We start from the raw sequence: 19,499 nt of genomic DNA, 5'->3' as shown, positions 1-19,499 counted from the left end.
CGCTAGTTCGTTCCAGCGAGCCGGGCGATTTGAGTCTTGGCTCAAGCTGGCGTGGTTATCACGGTGGCGAAAATAAGCCGTGCGGCGAATGCGTCGAACCCAGTAAGTATGTGTTCCGTGACAGGCTGGATTTCTCTAACGGGTGATATCGGCCCATCAGGGCATCGATCAACAGGCCGCAATTATCGCGGATAGTTCCATCCCCCAGGTCGATTTACGGTTCCAGTACGGGTGCTTGCATTGGCAAACGCAGCAGTTCGACCTGCCACCATGTTGGCAGCAGGCGGCGGACTTCCGGGCGGGCGAAGCGGTCGTCGATCAGGTAGAGCACGCCCTGGTCTTCGGGCGTGCGGATCACCCGGCCGGCGGCCTGCACGACCTTTTGCAGGCCGGGGTAGAGGTAGGTGTAGTCGTAGCCGTTGCCGAACAGGGTGTACATGCGCTGGCGGATTTCCTCGTTGATCGGGTTGAGCTGGGCCAGGCCGAGGGTGGCGACGAAAGCGCCGATCAGGCGTTCACCGGGCAGATCCACCCCTTCGCCAAACACGCCGCCAAGCACAGCGAAGCCGATGCCGCGCCCGCCGATCTGGAAGCGTTCGATAAAGCCCTGGCGCGCCGCTTCGTCCATCTGCCGGGATTGTGTCCATACCGGAATCTGCGGGTGATCGCGGCGTAGCTCTTGCAGCACCTGTTCCAGATATTGATAACTGCTGAAGAAGGCCAGGTAGTTGCCGGGGCGTTCGGCGTACTGGCGCGCCATCAATTGGCAGATCGGCGCCAGCGAGGCGTCGCGGTGCTGGTAGCGGGTCGACAGGTTGCGCACCACCTGTACGTGCAGTTGTTCGGCACTGAACGGCGAGGCCACGTCCAGGCACTGGGTCTCTTCCGGCAGGCCGAGCAGGTCGAGGTAGTAGTGGCTGGGGCTGAGGGTGGCGGAGAACAGTGTGGCGCTGTGGGCGTCCTCGAAGCGCGGGCCGAGGAAGGGCGCGGGGAGGATATTGCGGATGCACAGGGTAGAGTAGCTGCGCCCGTTGCCGGCCTCATCGCGGTTGATATCGAACAGCGAGTGCGGGCCGAAGCTTTCCGCCAGGCGGCAGAACAGCATGGCGTCCAGATAGAAACTGAGCAGCTCGCCGCCATTGCCTTCGGGCTGATCGGTGAGCAGGTCGGTGATGGCGCTGACCGCCTTGCCCAGCGCGGCGAGCAGCAAGTCCGGCGCCAGCGGGTAGACCTGATAGGGCACCTCTTGCTCGCGGTGCAGTTGATCCCAGTGGCGGTCGACCCGTTCCAGTACGCTCTTCAGGCGTTTTGGCGCGTCGCGGCACATGGCCTTGAAGCGCGCCTGATCCAGCTCGGCGCTGTACATGCCGCGCCCGCGCTCCACCAGGTTGTGCGCCTCGTCCACCAGCAGGCAGACGCGCCACTGGTTGATCAGGGTAAGGCTGTGCAGCAGGGCGCCGAGGTCGAAGTAGTAGTTGTAGTCGCACACCACCACGTCGCTCCAGCGGCACAGCTCCTGGCTCAGGTAGTATGGGCACACGCCATGGGCGATGGCGATATTGCGCACCGCTCGTTGATCCAGCCAGCGTTCTTTCAGTGCCGCGCTGCGTGCCGCAGGCAGGCGGTCGTAGAATCCCTTGGCCAGCGGGCAGGAGTCGCCGTGGCAGGCCTTGCTCGGGTGTTCGCAGGCCTTGTCGCGAGCGACGTGTTCCAGCACGCGCAACGGCGTCTCCGGTTCGCGCAGGCGTTGCAGGGCATCCAGTGCCAGGCGCCGGCCCGGCGTCTTGGCGCTGAGGAAGAACAGGCGGTCGAGCTGCTGGCCGGGCATGGCCTTGAGCTGCGGAAACAGGGTGCCGAGGGTCTTGCCGATGCCGGTGGTGGCCTGCGCGAGCAGGTAATGGCCGTCACGCGCGGCGCGGTACACGGCCTCGGCCAGTTGCCGTTGGCCATGGCGGAATTCGCCGTAGGGGAAGCTCAGTTTCTCCAGCGCCTGGTTGCGTGCGTGCTGATGTGCCTGCTCCTGGCGCGCCCAATGGATGTAGCGGCGGCAGTGCAGGGCGAAGAACTCACCCAGGGACGCCGCGCTGTGGCGCTCGCGGAATACCGTTTCCTGCTGGGTGATGACGTTGAAGTAGACCACCGCCAGATCCAGTTCCTCGAAGCCCAGTTCCTGACACAGCAGCCAGCCGTAGATCTTCACCTGCGCCCAGTGCAGCAGGCGGTGGTTGGCGGGGATGCGCGAGATGTCGCCACGGTGGGTCTTGATCTCTTCCAGCAGGCGAAACTCGGGGTCGAAACCATCGGCGCGGCCACTGACCGTCAGCCCTTCGAACTCGCCGATCAGGGGAAGCTCGGAGACGTAATCCGGGCCGCGCCGCGCCACCACGGTGGCGTGTCCGGCCATACCTTCGGCGGCGGTGGGCGAGGGGGTGAAGCGCAGGTCGAGGTCACCTTCCTTCGCGGTGAACTCGCATAGCTCGCGCACGGCGATGCGCAGGCTCAATCGTCCCACTCCACGTAGCAGACGCTGACCGGCATGCTGTGCTCGGCGCAGAACGCCAGCCAGCGTTTCTGGTTGTTCTGCAGGCGGTCGCCGGGGCCTTTCACCTCGATCATCCGGTAGCGCGCCTCACTGGGCCAGAACTGGATCAGGTCGGGCATGCCCGCGCGGTTCTCGCGGATATCGGCCAACAGGCGGCGGAACCAGGCGGCAAGGTGCGCGGGCGGCAGGCAGATCAGGGCCTGCTCCAGGCGTTCGGCGTCGAGCAGCCCCCAGAACACGAAGGGTGACTGGATGCCGAATTTCTCGGCGTGGGTACGGCGTATGGCCTCGATATAGCTGCCGTCGTCCAGGCGCGCCAGGCAGGCGGCGAACAGCTCGCTGCGACGGGCATGGAAGTCGGCGCGGTGCAGATCCACCGGGCCGGTGTGGAAGGGGTGGAAGAAGGCGCCAGGCAGCGGGGCGAAGATCGCTTCCCAGCAGAGCAGGCCGAACAGACCGCAGATCAGTGTGTTCTCCACGTAATGCACGGGCGCGTCCGGCTTGGCCAGGTGCATGGCCACGGCCAGCTCGACGCTGGCGGCGCGCGGCAGGCGCAGGTCGAGGCGATCCTCGATCAATTTCGCCGCCTTGGCCGCAGGTGGCAGGCCAAGGCGTTTGCGCAGGCGGGTGCGTGCCCGTTCGGCCAGTTGCGCCTCTTCGGCGTTGTGCGGCGCTGCGATCACCTGCTCGGCCAGGGTCAGCGCTTCGGTATCCCGATTCAGTCGCTCCAGCACGCGAATCTGCCGTTGCCGCGAGCCGACCGCGCGGGTGTCGCGGTATAGCGCCAGCGCCGAGTCCAGCTCGCCAGCGCGCTCCAGATGCTGCGCCAATTGCAGCAGCAGGCGCTGGTGGCGCTCGCCGATATGCGCGCTGTCGCTGGAAAAATCACCAAGCTGCTGCAGCACTTCGGTGACCGTCATGCCGGTCTCGAAAGCCTCGCGGCAGGCGCGCAGGTGCAGGTAGTCGCCCACATCCTGGCGGTGGCGAAAGCCGCGCGACCCCGGCGTGATTGGTACCTGCTCGTAGCGGAAGATGCCCAGGTCGGCCAGTACGAACTCCGACCAGTCCTGCGCCAGGTTGCCGAAGAACATCAGGCGCAGGCGGTCGCACAGCGGGCCGATGGTCAGGCTCAGCAGACGCTCCTCCAACTGCGGGCACCAGTCGGCCAGGCTGCGCGGTTCGGCATGCAGCTCGCGCAGGTAGTCGAGCAACTCGCTTTTCTTCAGGTTGCCGCCTGGTAGGTCGCTGGCGAAATGCGTGGCCAGTTCGTCCTTGAGCAGCAGGGCGCCCAACTCGTCGAAACTTACAGCCGCGCAGTCAATCAGCCAGCCCAGCAGCAGCAACGGTGCAGCCGCACTCTGGATTTCGCCGATCTCTGCATAGCGCAGTTTGCTGACGCGAAAGTGCACGCCCTTGCGCATCACCAGGCGCACCAATAGCGCCTGGGCGGGCAATGGCAGCTGGAGAAAATCCACGATGAAGGCGAGCTCGGCATCGTCCATCAAATCGCGGTGATGGACGCCGAGCCAATCGAGAGCCTTGCGGAAGTTGGCCAGGTAATAGAGTTCGGGGGCGTCGAGGGCGAGCATGCCGCGAAGTTTCACTGGTTTTTTATACAGATGCCAGTGCCGTTCGCCGATGAAGCTGCCGAGTGGACGGAAGGCGAGGGTGATGCCGCATGGTCATTTCTGCTGCCTATCTGGCTGATCGATAAGGGCTTTCCCAGGTATCGATGACGTCGATGGTCACTATCCCGAGATGTGCCTTTTGCCGTTCTGGGGCGTGCGTAACATGACAACCGTAGCCAGTTACTTACCCCCATCAGGAGAACGAACATGAAAAAGCAAATCCTCGCCAGCCTCGTTATTGCCGCTCTGTCCGCCAGTGCTTTCGCCCTGCCGCAGATCTCCGTGCAACAGTCCGCTGCTCCGGTCGTCGCCGAAGATGGTGCTGACCGCGTAGGCGTAAACCGTGTCGTCGAAGGCGGTGCCGAGCGTACTCTGGAGCGTTTCCGCGTAGCCGAAGATGGTGCTGATCGCGTTGGCCCGAACCGCGTAGCAGAAGATGGTGCTGATCGCGTTGGCCCGAACCGTGTTGCAGAAGGTGGCGCTGATCGCGTTGGTCTGAATCGTGTTGCAGAAGGTGGCGCAGATCGTGTTGGTCTGAACCGTGTTGTAGAAGGTGGCGCTGATCGCGTTGGTCTGAATCGTGTTGCAGAAGGTGGCGCAGATCGTGTTGGCCCGAACCGTGTTGCAGAAGGTGGTGCTGACCGTGTTGGTCTGAATCGTGTCGCCGAAGATGGCGCCGACCGCGTGGGTGCCAGCCGTATCAGCTGATCCGGTCATTCATCACGCGGGAGCATTCGTATGCCGCATTGCAGTTAGGAAGGGCGCCCCGAATCGGCGCCCTTTCTGTTTCACCCATTCTCCACACAATCTCCACGCTCGCCCCATACGCCTCCCTCCGCCCTTGCCCAGACTCTACCGTACCTTCACTCGCTACGGAGAGCCGTACCATGAGCCGTTCCCTGGGCTTCAAGCTGGGCGCCATCGCCCTGCTGATTTTGTTGCTGATGATTCCCCTGCTGATGATCGATGGCCTGGTCGACGAGCGACAGGGGCTGCGCTACGAGGTGCTGCAGGACATTGCCCGCAGCTCCAGCTACCGCCAGCAGATCACTGGGCCGATCCTGGTGCTGCCGTATATCAAGACCACCCATGAGTGGAAGACCAATGAGAAGACCGGTGAGCGCTATAGCGAAGAGCGTCAGCGTCGCGGCCGTCTGTACTTCCTGCCGGAGCGCTTCGTGCTCGAAGGGCAGGTCGGTACCGAGCTGCGAGCGCGCGGCATCTACGAAGCGCGCCTGTACCGCAGCGACAGCCAGGTCAGCGGTCAATTCCGCCTGCCGGCGCGCCTGGGACTGGGTGACGACCTGGGCTTCTACCGCTTCGAGAAACCCTTCCTCTCGGTCGGTATCAGCGATATCCGTGGTATCAGCAACGATCTACAACTGCGCCTCAATGGCCAGACCCTGAGTTTTGCACCAGGTACGGGGGACGATAACTTCGGTGCCGGCGTGCATGCGCCGCTCCCGGCTCTGGATGCGCAGGGTGGGCAGACGCTCGAGTTCGCTTTTGATCTGAAACTGCAGGGCACCGAGCAGCTTTCGGTGGTGCCGGTCGGGCGTGACAGCCGGGTCAAACTGAACTCCGACTGGCCGCATCCGAGCTTCGTCGGCGAATACCTGCCGAGCAGCCGTGAAATCAGTGCCGCAGGCTTCACTGCCGAGTGGCAGACCAGCTTCTTCGCCACCAATTTGGAGGAGGCGTTGCGTGACTGCGTGGGTAGCGAGCGTTGCCAGGGGCTGTTTGGCCGCAACTTTGGAGTGAGCTTCGTCGACCCGGTCGACCAGTACCTGAAGACCGATCGCGCGATCAAATATGCGCTGCTGTTCATCGCTCTGACCTTCGCCACCTTCTTCCTCTTCGAGGTGCTCAAGCGCCTAGCCGTGCACCCGGTGCAATACGCCCTGGTGGGCCTGTCGCTGGCGCTGTTCTACCTGCTGCTGCTGTCGCTCTCCGAGCATCTGGACTTCGCCCTGGCCTACGGCCTGTCTGCCAGCGCCTGCGTCGGCCTGATTGGGTTCTACGTCAGCTTCGTGCTGCACAGCTGGCGACGTGGCATGGGCTTTGGCGCGTTGCTGGCCGCTCTGTACGCCATGCTCTACGGCCTGCTCAACGCCGAGGACTACGCCCTGCTGATGGGCTCGCTGCTGGTGTTCGGCGTGCTCGGCAGTGTGATGGTGCTGACCCGCAAACTGGACTGGTACGGCGTCGGCCGTAGCGCTCCGCAGGCCTGAATCTGATCGGCGCGGTCAGTGCAGGCCGCGCCTCTTGTCGGAGGTAATACCCATGCGTCTTCTCGTGCAATTCTCCGCCTGCCTTGGCCTCGGTCTGGTGGTGGCAGTGATGATCCTCATCGGCCTGATGTTCTGCGGCTGGTTCAACCTGATCGACGGCCTGCTGCTGACCGGAAAGCCGCTCGCCAGCCTGAGCCTGATGGTGCTGCCGGACGGTTTCTGGAACGCCCTGACCGGTATTCAGGATGCGGCGAGTAACGGCACACTGCGCTCCTTCCTGTCGCTGTGCGCCGCGTTGGGCCAGGTCGGCCTGCTGCTGGCACTGGGCTTCATGCGCCTGTGGTACCGGGCATGAGTGGGCATATCGGTTTGCGCGAGGAGGCGCGTGCCGGGCATCTGCTGGCGCGGCGTATCGCCTGGCTGTTTCGCGATGCCCATCATGGGCAGTGGGCGGTTAGCGGCGTAGACTCGCGCCGGGATGACATGGAGGAACACAGGGATGAAAGGACTGTTCGCGACGGCGCTGGGTGCGCTGCTGTCGGTCAGCGTGGCGTTGGCCGATGATTGCACGGTGCAACTGCCAGCCTGGCTGGAGCTGGCGCATCCCGGCCAGGCCGACGGCGCATGGCTGCAGGATGAGCGCGGCGCCTATCGGGTAGATGCCGAACAGAGCATCTGCAAGACCTGGCCTGCGCGTTCTCAGATGACCCTGCTCGCCGTGCCGCTGGTACGCGAGGTGCAGTCTGATCAAGGCCGGAGCGACCTTGAAATACTGGTGCTGGATCATAAGAAGCAAGACGTCGTGGCGCGACTGATCCAGCCCAATCTGTTGGACTGGGATGCGATCTATGTGGACAGGTTGGTCTTGGATACCGCGCCTTATCGCCTGCGTGGAGATGACCTCGCCTTTGGTGTTCGCATCAGTCGCCGCAACGGGTCGCGGATGAATCCCTTCGCGGAAACCGAGCTCGCTCTCTACGAGTTGAAAGCGCAAGGGTTGCGCCCCCTGATGGGAGGGCTGGTGGTGGAGAGCTTCGGCGGTGAACGAGACGACGATTGTACGGCTTCGTTCGGCGAGGCGAGGGGCGTGCTCATCGTGACCGACAAGATCGGCCGCGATGGCTACCGCGACCTGCTCTTCAAGCGAACGCTTACTGGTCGGCGAATGGAGGCGGCAGATGGCGAATGCCAGACCATCGAAGCCGATGCACGCCGCGTTCAGTTCCGTATTGAGTACGCCGAAGAGCGCTATCTGCTGCCAATTGAGCTGGTCTCCGACCCGCTCTGAAGGCGCATGGTCCGGATGTAATCCGAGAACGGCGCGACAGGCCATTCCCGGATTGCATCCGGGCTACGATGAGGTGAGCCGGGTGAGCACGTTCACCCGGCGTTCACCCTTACAGGCTGACCGAAATCCCCGCCTGCAATGTGCGCGGCTCGCCCGGATAGCTCCAGACGTTCCAGGCGCGCTCCTCGTAGTGCTTGTCGAACAGGTTGTTCAGGTTGAGGTTCAGACGCACGTTCTCGGTCAGCGGGTAGTAGGCCAGCAGGTCGACCAGGCCGTAACCGTCCATATCGAAGGTGTCGTTGCTGGTCTGGCCCTGACGCTCGCTGACGTACTTCAGGCCAATGCCCACACCCAGGCCGGCCAGCGGGCCGCCGTCGAACTCGTAGGTGTCGAGCAGGTTGAAGCTGTGCCGCGGCACGTTGCCCAGGCGCGAGCCAACCGGCATGGTGGTGCTGGTGCTTTCGGTGACTTCGGCATCGACATAGGCGTAGCCGCCGATCACCCGCCATTGCGGAGTGATGTTGCCGGCCAGGTTGATATCGAAGCCGCGGCTGCGCACTTCGCCGGCGGCGATTTTGCGAGAGGTATCCACCGGATCGTCGGTCAGCACGTTTTCCTTGACGATATGGAATACCGCCGCGGTCAGGCTCAGGTCGCGGTCGGCCATGTCGTACTTGATGCCGACTTCGTGGGCGATGCCTTCTTCCGGGTCGAAGGCATTGCCCAGTCGGTCTGCGCCCCGATTGGGTTTGAACGAACGCGAGGTGTTGGCGAATACCGCCAGCTCGTCGGTGAGGTCGTAGATCAGGCCGAAGCGCGGCGAGACAGCGTTGTGCGCCTGATCCCAGTCGCCGTTGACATTGGGCCGCTTGTCCGCGTAGCTCTGCTCGAAGCGCTCGATACGCGCGCCTACCTGGGCTTTGAGGCGCTCGGTCAGGGCGATCTGGTCCTGCAGATAGAAGGCATAGGACTTCAGCGTCTCGGCGTCGTGGGTGGTCGGATCGGAAACTAACCCGGGTAGCGGCTGGCCGTGTACCGGGTTGTACAGGTCGATGGGGTAAGCGCCGCCGCCCGCCGAACGGATGATCAGCGAGTTGTAGTTGAACTTGTCGTACTCCACACCCACCAGCAGGGTATGGGCGAAGCCGCCAAGGTCGAAGTTGCCTTCGGCATTGGCCTGCGCGTTGACGTCGTTCCAGTTCAGCCAGCGCTCGTTGTAGTTGCGTCCGATGGTCGTGGAGCCTGCAGGCAAGCCGGTGTAGGCGTTGCTGTTGTTCTCCACGGCGCCGCCGTAGATCTCGCCATCGAGGTACTGCACGCCGCCGCGCAGGGTCCAGCTTTCGTTGAGCAGGTGCTCGATGCGCAACTGGGTGCTGGCGTTTTCGTTGGTCAGCTTGCCGGCGGATTCCTCGCCGAGGAAGCGGTCGCGCGGCAGCTTGCCGTTCTGGTTGGAGTAGCGGGTAACGCCACGGTCGAGCGGGTGGCGGTTGTGCAGATAGTCGCCTTCGAGGGTGACGGAGGTGTCCTCGTTGAGCTGCCAGCGCAGCACCGGGGCGACGTTGTAGCGCTCGCTCTCGACGTCATCGCGGAAGCTGTCGCCGCCCTCGGCCACCAGGTTCAGGCGGTAGGTGAAGGCGGCCTGTTCGTCCAGCGCACCAGTGGTGTCCAGAGTGCCGCGGCGCAGACCTTCGCTGTTGACCTGGCTGCCCAGCACGGTGCGGCGCTCGGCCTGCGGTTGCTTGGTGACGATGTTGAAGGTGCCGCCCGGGTCGCTGCGACCGTAGAGCATGGCCGCCGGGCCGCGCAGCACCTCAATGCGTTCGATGCTGCTGGCGTCGGGCATGTTCGGATAGCCGCGGTTGGCGGCGAAACCGTTGCGGTAGAACTCCTGGCTGCTGAAACCACGAATCAGAAATTCGGTCAGGCCCTGGGCGCCGAAATTGTTGCCGCGCTCGACGCCGCCGGCGTAGTCGAGCGCATCTTCCAGGCGCACCGCGCCGATGTCCTGCACCACCTGTGCCGGTACCACGCTGATCGACTGGGGGATCTCGTGAATCGGTGTGTCGGTGCGGGTCGCACTGGCCGAACGACTGGCCCGGTAGCCATCCACCGGGCCGTCGGCCCGCTCGCTGGGCGCGGTGATCTGCATTTCTTCCAGTGCCAGCGGGGTGTCGTTGTCCGTACTGGCGAAGGCGGTGTGACCGACGAGAGCAGGTAAGGCGAGAAGCGGTACGACCAGGCGTCGCATGGTGTGAATCCTTGGGGCGGAGGGTAGGTGAGGGCCCGGGATTCTAGTGTTTTAGAGAATCACTATCAAATGAGTTTTTGTCTTATTAATAAATTTTGGAAGGCGCCGCTCTTCTTCTCCCGTTTCGGCGTTTTCGCTCAGTGTCCGAGACGTCGCAAATGCGGCTAATACCAATGTCTATCTGTCGGTCGGTGCTGGCCTGCTGCTAGCTTGAAGCTGCATCAGAATAACAATAACCGGAGGCGTCTATGACTTCTGAACAAACAAATGCCGCGGCCTATTGGAAGGCCAATGTGCGGCTCATCACCTGGAGCCTGATTGTCTGGGCGCTGGTTTCCTACGGATTCGCCATGATTCTGCGCCCGATGGTCGCGGGAATCTCCGTTGGTGGTTCCGACCTCGGATTCTGGTTCGCGCAGCAGGGCTCCATCCTCGTGTTTATCGGACTCATTTTTCACTACGCGTGGAGACTGAACAAACTCGATAAAGAATTCGGCGTCGAGGAGTAAGTCATGAGCCAGTTCGTCATCAACATGTTGTTCGTAGGCGCGTCCTTCGCGCTCTACATCGGCATCGCCATCTGGGCGCGTGCCGGCTCCACCAAGGAGTTCTACGTCGCTGGCGGTGGTGTGCATCCGGTCACCAACGGCATGGCGACCGCCGCTGACTGGATGTCCGCTGCATCCTTCATTTCCATGGCAGGCCTGATTGCCGCCGGCGGCTATGCCAACTCCACCTTCCTCATGGGCTGGACCGGTGGCTACGTGCTGCTGGCGATGCTGCTGGCGCCCTACCTGCGCAAGTTCGGCAAGTTCACCGTGCCGGACTTCATCGGTGATCGCTTCTACAGTCGTGGCGCGCGCCTGACTGCAGTGATCTGCCTGGTGATCATCTCCGTGACCTACGTGATCGGTCAGATGGCTGGCGCTGGTGTTGCCTTCTCGCGCTTCCTCGAAGTGAGCAACTCCACCGGTATCTGGATCGCTGCGGCCGTGGTCTTCGCCTACGCCGTATTCGGTGGCATGAAGGGCATCACCTACACCCAGGTCGCTCAGTACGTGGTACTGATCGTGGCCTACACCATCCCGGCCATCTTCATCTCCCTGCAGCTGACCGGTAACCCGATTCCGCCGCTGGGCCTGTTCGGTGACCACGTCGAATCCGGCGTGCCGCTGCTGCAGAAACTCGATGAAGTGGTGCGTGACCTGGGCTTCGCCGCCTACACCGCGGATGTCGACAACAAGCTCAACATGGTGCTGTTCACCATGTCGCTGATGATCGGTACTGCCGGTCTGCCGCACGTGATCATTCGCTTCTTCACCGTGCCGAAGGTGGCTGATGCTCGTTGGTCCGCTGGCTGGACCCTGATCTTCATCGCCCTGCTGTACCTCACCGCCCCGGCCGTTGCCTCGATGGCGCGCCTGAACCTGGTGACCACCATCTATCCGGAAGGCGCTTCGGCCCCTGCCCTGTCCTACGAAGAGCGTCCTGAGTGGGTCAAGAACTGGGAACAGACCGGCCTGATCAAGTGGGAAGACAAGAACGGCGACGGCCGCATCCAGATGTACAACGATGCTGCACCGGCCTTCACCGCGACCGCTCAGGAGCGTGGCTGGAACGGTAACGAACTGACCGTGAACAACGACATCCTGGTACTGGCCAACCCGGAGATCGCCAATCTGCCTGCCTGGGTAGTCGGTCTGATCGCGGCGGGCGCCATTGCGGCGGCACTGTCGACGGCGGCTGGTTTGTTGCTGGCAATTTCTTCGGCGATCAGTCATGACCTGATCAAGACCTTGATCAATCCGAAGATCAGCGAGAAGAACGAGATGATCGCGGCGCGGCTATCGATGGCGGCTGCGATTCTGCTGGCAACCTATCTGGGCTTGAATCCACCAGGGTTCGCCGCGCAGGTGGTGGCGCTGGCCTTCGGTATTGCAGCTGCGACCCTGTTCCCGGTGCTGATGATGGGGATCTTCTCCAAGCGCATGAACGACAAGGGTGCGATCTGCGGTATGGTCGCCGGCTTGGTGATCACCCTGCTGTACATCTTCACCTACCTGGGCTGGTTCTTCATTCCGGAGACCAACATGCTGCCCAATACCCCGGACCAGTGGTTCATGGGTATCTCCCCGGCTTCCTTCGGTACCGTCGGCGCCCTGATCAACTTCGCCGTGGCCTACGGCGTATCGATGGTCACCGCTGAGCCGCCGCAGGAAATCCAGGACCTGGTGGAAAGCGTACGTACCCCCAAAGGTGCTGGTGCCGCTCTGAACCACTAAGCATAATCCTGGCCTGACGCCATCGTTCGATGGACCAGGGTCTGACAGACGGGCCTCCACTGGAGGCCCGTCTTTTTTCGGGAACACTCATATGTTGTGGACTTTGCTTGCCATCGTGGTGGCGGGGCTCGGCGCTGCCGGTATCGCTCTGCTGCTACGCAAACTGACGCGCAACAAGCTGCCGAAGTGGATCGTGCCACTGTTCGGTGGCCTGGGGATGCTGGGCTATCAGGTGTTCTACGAGTACTCCTGGTTCGAGCATCAGCAGGCGCGTCAGCCCAAGGAGTCGGTCGTGGTCGCGACCGAAGCGGGTCACGTGTTCTGGCGCCCGTGGAGCTACTTCGTGCCGATGGTTACCGCCTTCACCGTGCTCGACAGCAAGAGCGTCGTGCGCGATCAGGTGGAAGACGCGCAAGTGGCCGAGTTCATGCTCTATCGCTTCGAGAAGCAGCACATCGACCACGTTTCGCACCGCGCCCATCTGCTCAATTGCGCAACTGGCGAGTTGTTGCCGCTGGACGAGAAGAAGCAGCCTCAGCTTGCCCAGCTCAAGCGCATCGACAAGGACGACGCGCTGTATCGTCAAGTGTGTCGCTAGCCCGCCATTCTTGCGTCGCGGCAGTGGTGCGCGTGGCGCACCCTACGCGAAAGCGCAGCATCGGTGCGCATGAGCGGGGCGACCACTCCCTATTTGCTGATGCCTCTTACTGTAGGGGCGCCGCGCGCACCGCCGCTTCTGATGGTGCCTGACTCGGCCGCTTTTCTGCGCCCGATAGACCCAGATCAATATCCACGCCTGCCACCTGCATAGAATCGCCAGCCCCTGATTTTTCGAGCTTGCGGTCATGCCCCGTTTCCCCGAACTGTTATCGCCGGCCGGCACCCTGAAGAACATGCGTTACGCCTTCGCCTATGGCGCCGATGCGGTGTATGCCGGGCAGCCGCGTTACAGTTTGCGCGTGCGCAACAACGAGTTTGACCACGCCAACCTCGCGCTCGGCATCAAGGAGGCGCACGCGCAGGGCAAGCAGTTCTACGTGGTGGTCAACATCGCCCCGCACAACGCCAAGCTCAGGACCTTCCTCAAGGACCTGGCGCCGGTGATCGAGATGCAACCCGATGCGCTGATCATGTCCGACCCCGGCCTGATCATGCTGGTGCGTCAGCATTATCCGCAGATGCCGATTCACCTCTCGGTGCAGGCCAATGCGGTGAACTGGGCCAGCGTCGAGTTCTGGCGGCAGCAGGGGCTGAGCCGGGTGATCCTCTCACGCGAGTTGTCGCTGGAGGAAATCGAGGAGATCCGCAACCAGGTGCCGGGGATGGAGCTGGAGGTGTTCGTCCACGGTGCGCTGTGCATGGCCTATTCCGGACGCTGCCTGCTGTCGGGCTACATCAATCGTCGCGATCCCAACCAGGGCACCTGTACCAATGCCTGCCGCTGGCAGTACCGGGCCACGCCCGCGAGCGAGAACGAGCTGGGTGAAATCGTCCGCGTGGTCGAGCCGACTCTGGGCCAGGGCGCACCCACCACCCAGGCATTCGTGCTGCAGGAGGCGGGGCGGCCGGATGATGAAATGACCGCCTTCGAAGACGAGCATGGCACCTACATCATGAACTCCAAGGACCTGCGCGCGGTGCAGCACGTCGAGCGTCTGGTGCGCATGGGTGTGCATTCGCTGAAGATCGAGGGGCGCACCAAGAGCCATTTCTATGTGGCGCGCACCGCGCAGGTCTACCGCCGCGCCATCGATGATGCGCTGGCCGGCAAGCCGTTCGACCCGAGCCTGCTGGGCAGTCTGGAGTCACTGGCGCATCGGGGCTACACCGAAGGGTTTCTGCGTCGTCATGTGCATGACGAATACCAGAACTACGAGCGCGGCAGCTCGGTCGCGGAACGTCAGCAGTTCGTCGGCGAACTGACCGGTGAGCGCCGTGGCGAGCTGGTCGAGGTACGGGTGAAGAACCGCTTCACCGTGGGCGACGGGCTGGAGCTGATGACCCCGCAGGGCAATCTGCGCTTCACACTGGAACACCTGCAGAACGCGCAGGGCCAGGCGCAGCAGGTGGCGCCGGGCGATGGTCACATCCTGTACTTGCCGCTGCCGGCAGATGTGCAATTGGAATACGGACTGCTGATGCGCGATCTGTAGGTTTGCGTAGGGTGGTTGAGAAGCGCGAGGCGCAGCCGCCGCAACCACAAAACCGTAGGAGGGGCTTTAGCCGCGATTCCTGGTGGCTCCGATGCGCACGAGGTGTGCGCCAAGATGGAGGGCCCGCTGCCAGGCGATTGGCAGCGTGCGGCTACATGGCGTGCTGGCGCCTGCGACGGCTGGCCAGCTGGCGCTCCAGCTCGCAGAGGCTGTCGATGCCCTGCCGGCGCGCCTTGCTGAACAACATCAGCGCCAGTTCGGCGGTGACCAGTGCATCGGCACTGGCGTTGTGACGTTGGTGCACCTGCAGGCCGAATTCGGCGACCCAGTCGTCGAGCCCGCCTTGGCGAATGCGTGCCTGCGGGCACAGCAGCGGGGCAATCTCGGCAACGTCGAAGAAACTGTGTTGCAGGCGATAACCCAGGCTCTGCCGCAGTGCGCGGGCCAGCATGCGCTGATCGAAACCAGCGTGGAACGCCAGCAGCGGGCTGCTGCCGACGAACTCCATGAAGTCCAGCAGCCCTTCGGCGGGGTCGACGCCGCGAGCGACTTCGCTGGGGGCAATACCGTGGATCAGGGTGCTGGCGCTGGCCTGGTGATCGGGTTGGTGCAGGGTGCATTCGAACTGTTCGGCGAAGTCGATGGCACCGTGGTCGATCACCACCGCGCCGATGGCCAGCACCTGATCGCGGCGCATGTTCAAACCGCTGGTTTCCAGATCGAGCACGACCAAGCGCTGCTCATGCAGTGGGCGCTCGTCGAATGCTGCCGGTGCGCTCAAGGCCTGGCGGCGTTGCAACTGCTGCTGGGTCAGGGCCGGGCCGCGGCCGGTGAACCAGGTGAACCTGCTCATAGCTGATACCTCATGGCCAGGCTGCTCTGCAGGCGCTGCGCCTGGCGGAACGACTCGCGCAGAATACGCCGGTCCAGGTGGTTGAGGTGGTCGGGGTCGACCCGATTGGAATAGGGTAACTCGTCACGTGCCTGCAATTGGTGTTGCTGCATGCGCGTCTGCTGAATGAAATGGTAGGCCTCTTCGTAGGCTGCGCCATCCAGGGCGTCGATCACGCCCTTGGTGATCAACGCGCGCAGGCGCTCGAGAGTGCCTACTGCGCCGATGCCATTGGCCAGCGCCAGCAGGCGCGCGCCGTCGACGAACGGCGTGAGGCCCTGCACCTTGAGATCGAGGGTGTCCTTGTCGGCGCCGGAACGCGCCACCACGAAATCACGGAAGCGCCCGACCGGCGGGCGCTGGCGCAGGGCGTTCTCGGCCAGCATCTTCTGGAACAGGCTGTTGCTGGCGACGCGGCCGAGCAGCTCGCTGCGCAGTTGTTCGCAACCTTCGTCCGGGCCCCAGATGGTGCGCAGGTCGAAGTAGATCGACGAGCCCAGCAGATTCTCCGGCGTGGCTTCGAGGACGAAGCCGGCGAAACGGCGCGACCATTCCTGGCGCGACAGGCACAGCTCGGGATTGCCGGCCATGATGTTGCCCTTGCACAGGGTGAAACCGCACTGTGCCAGGCGTTGGTTGATCTCGCGGGCGATGGGTAGCAGGCGCTCGCGAATTGTCGCAGCCTCGCTGGCATTTTCCGCCTCGAAGAGGATGCCGTTGTCCTGGTCGGTGTGCAGGGTCTGTTCGCGGCGGCCTTCGCTGCCGAAGCATAGCCAGGTGAAGGGGATGCCCGGATCGCCCATGTCCTCGAGGGTCAGCTCGATCACCCGGCATACGGTGTGGTCGTTGAGCAGGGTGACGATATGGGTGATCTGCGTCGAGCTGGCGCCATGGGCGAGCATGCGGTCGACCAGCAGGCGGATGTCGCTGCGCAGCCCGGCCAGGGTTTCGACCTTGCCGGCATGGCGGATGGTGCGTGCCAGATGCACCAGGTCGACGCGCTGCAGGCTGAACAGATCGCGCTCGGAAATCACCCCGCAGAGTTTCTCGTGCTCCACCAGGCAGACGTGGGCGATGTGCCGCTCGGTCATGGCGATGGCGGCATCGAAGGCGCTGGCATCCGGCGCCAGATGAAACGGATTGGGTGTCATCAGATTGTCGATGGGCTGGGCCAGATCGACGCCATCGGCGACCACCCGGCGCAGGTCGCGCAAGGTGAAGATGCCCAGCGGTTTGTCGGCCGGGTCGAGCACCACGATGCTGCCCACGTGCTGCTCGTGCATCAGCCGAACGGCATCGCGCAGCGGCGTGTCGGGCGCGCAGCCGATGGGTTGGCGCATGGCCAATTCGCCCAGACGGGTATCCAGCGAATACTGCGCGCCGAGGGTTTCAACCGCACGCAACTGCACCTGCTGGTTGACCTGGTCGAGCAGGCTGCTGACTCCGCGCAGGGCGAAGTCGCGCAGCGGGTTGGAAACGGCGAACAGCTTGATGAAGGCGTGCTTGGCCAGTAGCAGGCAGAAGGTGTCTTCGGCGGCCAGGTGTTCGGTGCGCGTGGCGCGCTCGCCGATCAGCGCGGCCAGAGGGAAGCATTCGCCAGCGGTGATCTCGAAGGTGGTCTCGGTGCCGCGCCTTGCGCTGTGCGGGCGCTCGCCATGCACACGACCCTGCTTGACGATGTAGAAGTGCTCGACCGGACCATCGCTGGGCTTGATGATCGAGTCGCCCTCGGCATAGAAGCGCAGCTGGCAGTGCTCGACCAGAAACGCCAGGTGAGCGGTGTCCATCTGGTTGAAAGGCGGGAACTTGTGCAGGAACTCCATGGTGCCGTGGATGTTCTGAAGCACCGCAGTCTTGCCCGCATCGGCCATCGCGTCGGCCTTGCTCATGGGCTTGCGCCTCGCAGTTTCGGGATAGTGTCAGTGTGGCCCCGGCCCGCCGTGTTTCCCATTGCACCTAAGTAGGGTGCGGGCGCAGGTTCTTGACGAAATTTTGACTTGTGCTCAGGCAGACTGCGCCAGACCCCGTATTCCGTAAAGAGCAAGGCACATCCATGCAGTCATCCGTACCAGCTGCCCACAAGGCGGCGCAGGTCAGTGTTGGTAGTCACCTGGCTTTCATCCTCGGCAGCGCACTGTGCATGCTGCTGCTGTTCGCCATGGCCCGCCTGGGGCTGTTGGCCTACAACCAGGCGTTGATCGCCGATACACCGGCCAGCACCTTCGCCGAATCCTTCGTCAACGGTGCGCGTTTCGACCTGCGCCTAATCGTCTACCTGTGCATCCCGCTCAGCCTGTCGCTGCTCAGCGTCACGGCGATGCGCGCGCGACGTCTGCATGTCGCCTGGCTGACGTTCGCTACCAGCCTGTGCCTGTTCTTCGCCGTGGTCGAACTGAATTTCTATCGTGAATTCCACCAGCGCCTGAACAGCCTGGTGTTCCAGTACATGCAGGAAGACATCGGTACCGTGGCCAGCATGATCTGGAATGGCTTCCCGGTACTGCGCCTGCTGCTGGCCTGGGCCCTGGCTACGCTGTTGCTGGCCTGGCTGTTCCGCCGTATCGAGCGTGCCACCCGCGCGCGTGGCCACGCTGCTGCGCCGCGCTGGCCGGTGCGCACGGCCGTGTTCGTGCTATTGCTGCTGGTCTGCGTGGTCGCCGCTCGCGGCACCCTGCGTTCGGGACCGCCGCTGCGCTGGGGCGATGCCTACACCACCGATTCGATGTTCGCCAACCACCTGGGCCTCAACGGTACGCTGACTCTGGTCGACGCCGCCGAGAACTTCTTTTCCGATCACCGCGACAACAGCTGGAAAGCCACGCTGCCGGCTGACGAAGCGAGGCAGATCACCCGCGACCTGCTGCTGACTCCGCGCGATGAGCTGATCGATGCCGACTTGGCTGCGGTGCGCCGCGTCTATACGCCTCCAGTCGAAGGTCAGCTGCCGCAGGTGCGCAACGTGGTGGTGATCCTCATGGAGAGCATGGCCGGCCGCTACATCGGCGCCATGGGCAACCAGGACGGCATCACCCCCAACTTCGATGCGCTGGCCAAGGAGGGCCTGTTGTTCCAGCGCGTGTTCTCCAACGGCACCCATACCCACCAGGGCATGTTCGCCACCATGGCCTGCTTCCCCAACCTGCCGGCGTTCGAATACCTGATGCGCATGCCGGAAGGCAGCCACCAGTTCTCCGGCCTGCCGCAACTGCTCAGCGCTCGCGGCTACGACGACGTGTACGTGTACAACGGCAGTTTCGCCTGGGATAACCAGTCCGGCTTCTTTGCCAATCAGGGCATGCGCAACTTCGTCGGCCGAGATGACTTCGTCGACCCGGTGTTCATCGACCCGACCTGGGGTGTATCCGATCAGGACATGTTCAGCCGTGGCGCCGAGGAGCTGGCCAAGCTCGGCAGCCAGGGCAAACCCTTCTATGCGCTGCTGCAGACGTTGTCCAACCACACGCCCTACGCTTTGCCGGAAGACTTGCCGGTCGAACCCGTCACCGGCCATGGCTCGCTGGACCAGCACCTGACGGCCATGCGCTATGCCGACTGGGCGCTCGGCCAGTTCTTCGCCAAGGTGCGCCAGGAGCCCTATTTCAAGCACACCCTGTTCGTGGTGCTGGGCGACCATGGCTTTGGCAACGACGAGCAGATCACCGAGATGGACCTGTCGCGCTTCAGCGTTCCGCTGCTGCTGATCGGCCCTGGTGTGCAGGAAACCTTCGGAAAAAGCCGCGATACCGTTGGCAGCCAGATCGACGTTGTACCTACCATCATGGGCCGCCTCGGCCAGCCCGTGCAGCAGCAATGCTGGGGGCGCGACCTGCTGGCGCTGCCTGAGGGCGATGCCGGCGTGGCGGTGATCAAGCCCTCCGGCAGCGACCAGACCGTGGGCCTGGTGACCGGTGACAATATCCTGGTCAAACCGCGTGACCGTGATGCGCGCCTGTATCGCTACCAACTGGGCCATGATGCGCGCGGCGAAGTGATCGACGATGCGCAGCGGCGCAGCGATCTGGAGCGCAAACTGTCGGCCTTCGTGCAGACTGCCACCGCCAGCCTGCTGAGCAATACCACCGGCGTGACGGCGGACAAAACAGCGCAGACCAAGCCCTGACTGCCTGCCGTGGCTAAAGCCCCTCCCACAACATTAGCGCCCGTGGGAGGGCTTCAGTCGCGACTGCTCAATAAAAAACCGCCCCGGAGGGCGGTTTATTCATTCGCGCAATGAG

General features: G+C 63.4%; 14 protein-coding genes. 8 read left to right on the top strand and 6 right to left on the bottom strand.

The window, feature by feature from the left end; translation table 11 throughout:
* Positions 1-214: 214 nt before the first annotated feature.
* From EL191_RS21640 to EL191_RS24710, 3 genes are all read right to left on the bottom strand, one after another.
* Entirely contained in the window at positions 215-2,503 is a 2,289-nt protein-coding gene (locus EL191_RS21640) for an ATP-dependent DNA helicase (RefSeq protein ID WP_041980206.1), read from the bottom strand.
* The gene (locus EL191_RS21635) at positions 2,500-4,131 is read right to left on the bottom strand and encodes a VRR-NUC domain-containing protein (protein ID WP_041980205.1); all 1,632 of its coding nucleotides are present in this window, start codon (positions 4,129-4,131) and stop codon (positions 2,500-2,502) included. The genes EL191_RS21640 and EL191_RS21635 overlap by 4 nt, the downstream gene beginning before the upstream one ends.
* A 219-nt stretch (positions 4,132-4,350) precedes the next feature.
* The gene (locus EL191_RS24710) at positions 4,351-4,887 is read right to left on the bottom strand and encodes a hypothetical protein (RefSeq protein ID WP_041980204.1); all 537 of its coding nucleotides are present in this window, start codon (positions 4,885-4,887) and stop codon (positions 4,351-4,353) included.
* Between the two features lie 170 nt (positions 4,888-5,057).
* Here EL191_RS24710 and creD point away from each other — a divergent pair, with 170 nt between their 5' ends.
* From creD to EL191_RS21615, 3 genes are all read left to right on the top strand, one after another.
* Complete coding sequence (gene creD, locus EL191_RS21625) at positions 5,058-6,401, top strand: cell envelope integrity protein CreD (protein WP_017363071.1); 1,344 nt, start codon at positions 5,058-5,060, stop codon at positions 6,399-6,401.
* 52 nt (positions 6,402-6,453) lie between these two features.
* On the top strand, positions 6,454-6,756 hold the full coding sequence (locus tag EL191_RS21620) for a hypothetical protein (RefSeq protein ID WP_017363070.1): 303 nt from the start codon (positions 6,454-6,456) through the stop codon (positions 6,754-6,756).
* A 144-nt stretch (positions 6,757-6,900) separates the two neighbouring features.
* Positions 6,901-7,689, top strand: coding sequence for a PA3715 family protein (locus tag EL191_RS21615; RefSeq protein ID WP_041980203.1), 789 nt, complete (start codon positions 6,901-6,903; stop codon positions 7,687-7,689).
* Between the two features lie 109 nt (positions 7,690-7,798).
* On the opposite strand, the gene EL191_RS21610 is transcribed toward EL191_RS21615, so the two are convergent.
* On the bottom strand, positions 7,799-9,937 hold the full coding sequence (locus tag EL191_RS21610) for a TonB-dependent siderophore receptor (RefSeq protein ID WP_041980202.1): 2,139 nt from the start codon (positions 9,935-9,937) through the stop codon (positions 7,799-7,801).
* 248 nt (positions 9,938-10,185) lie between these two features.
* On the opposite strand from EL191_RS21610, the gene EL191_RS21605 reads away from it, so the two are divergent.
* The 4 genes from EL191_RS21605 to trhP all read left to right on the top strand — a co-directional run bounded on the left by EL191_RS21605 (position 10,186) and on the right by trhP (position 14,372).
* The gene (locus EL191_RS21605; protein ID WP_013717468.1) at positions 10,186-10,446 is read left to right on the top strand and encodes a DUF4212 domain-containing protein; all 261 of its coding nucleotides are present in this window, start codon (positions 10,186-10,188) and stop codon (positions 10,444-10,446) included.
* A gap of 3 nt (positions 10,447-10,449) precedes the next feature.
* On the top strand, positions 10,450-12,219 hold the full coding sequence (locus tag EL191_RS21600) for a sodium:solute symporter family protein (protein ID WP_013717467.1): 1,770 nt from the start codon (positions 10,450-10,452) through the stop codon (positions 12,217-12,219).
* A 91-nt stretch (positions 12,220-12,310) separates the two neighbouring features.
* Positions 12,311-12,817 carry a hypothetical protein gene (locus EL191_RS21595; RefSeq protein WP_013717466.1) on the top strand — a complete coding sequence of 169 codons (507 nt, stop codon included), beginning with the start codon at positions 12,311-12,313 and terminating at the stop codon, positions 12,815-12,817.
* Positions 12,818-13,064: 247 nt separating this feature from the next.
* Entirely contained in the window at positions 13,065-14,372 is a 1,308-nt protein-coding gene (gene trhP / locus EL191_RS21590; RefSeq protein ID WP_041980201.1) for a prephenate-dependent tRNA uridine(34) hydroxylase TrhP, read from the top strand.
* A 151-nt stretch (positions 14,373-14,523) separates the two neighbouring features.
* Here trhP and EL191_RS21585 read toward each other — a convergent pair whose 3' ends face one another.
* Together EL191_RS21585 and EL191_RS21580 are read right to left on the bottom strand one after the other, a co-directional pair.
* Positions 14,524-15,225 (bottom strand): 3'-5' exonuclease, encoded by a 702-nt coding sequence (locus tag EL191_RS21585; protein WP_041980200.1) that lies wholly within the window; start codon positions 15,223-15,225, stop codon positions 14,524-14,526.
* Positions 15,222-17,153, bottom strand: a complete 1,932-nt coding sequence (locus EL191_RS21580; protein ID WP_041980199.1) for a putative nucleotidyltransferase substrate binding domain-containing protein — start codon at positions 17,151-17,153, stop codon at positions 15,222-15,224. Before EL191_RS21580 ends, EL191_RS21585 begins: the two co-directional genes overlap by 4 nt.
* A gap of 164 nt (positions 17,154-17,317) precedes the next feature.
* On the opposite strand from EL191_RS21580, the gene EL191_RS21575 reads away from it, so the two are divergent.
* Positions 17,318-19,384: an LTA synthase family protein gene (locus tag EL191_RS21575; protein ID WP_041980198.1), complete on the top strand. Its 2,067-nt coding sequence runs from the start codon at positions 17,318-17,320 to the stop codon at positions 19,382-19,384.
* Positions 19,385-19,499: the final 115 nt, after the last annotated feature.

Source organism: Pseudomonas mendocina (genome assembly GCF_900636545.1).
Taxonomy (GTDB): Bacteria; Pseudomonadota; Gammaproteobacteria; order Pseudomonadales; family Pseudomonadaceae; genus Aquipseudomonas; species Aquipseudomonas mendocina.
This window is presented reverse-complemented; position numbering and strand designations above follow the sequence as displayed.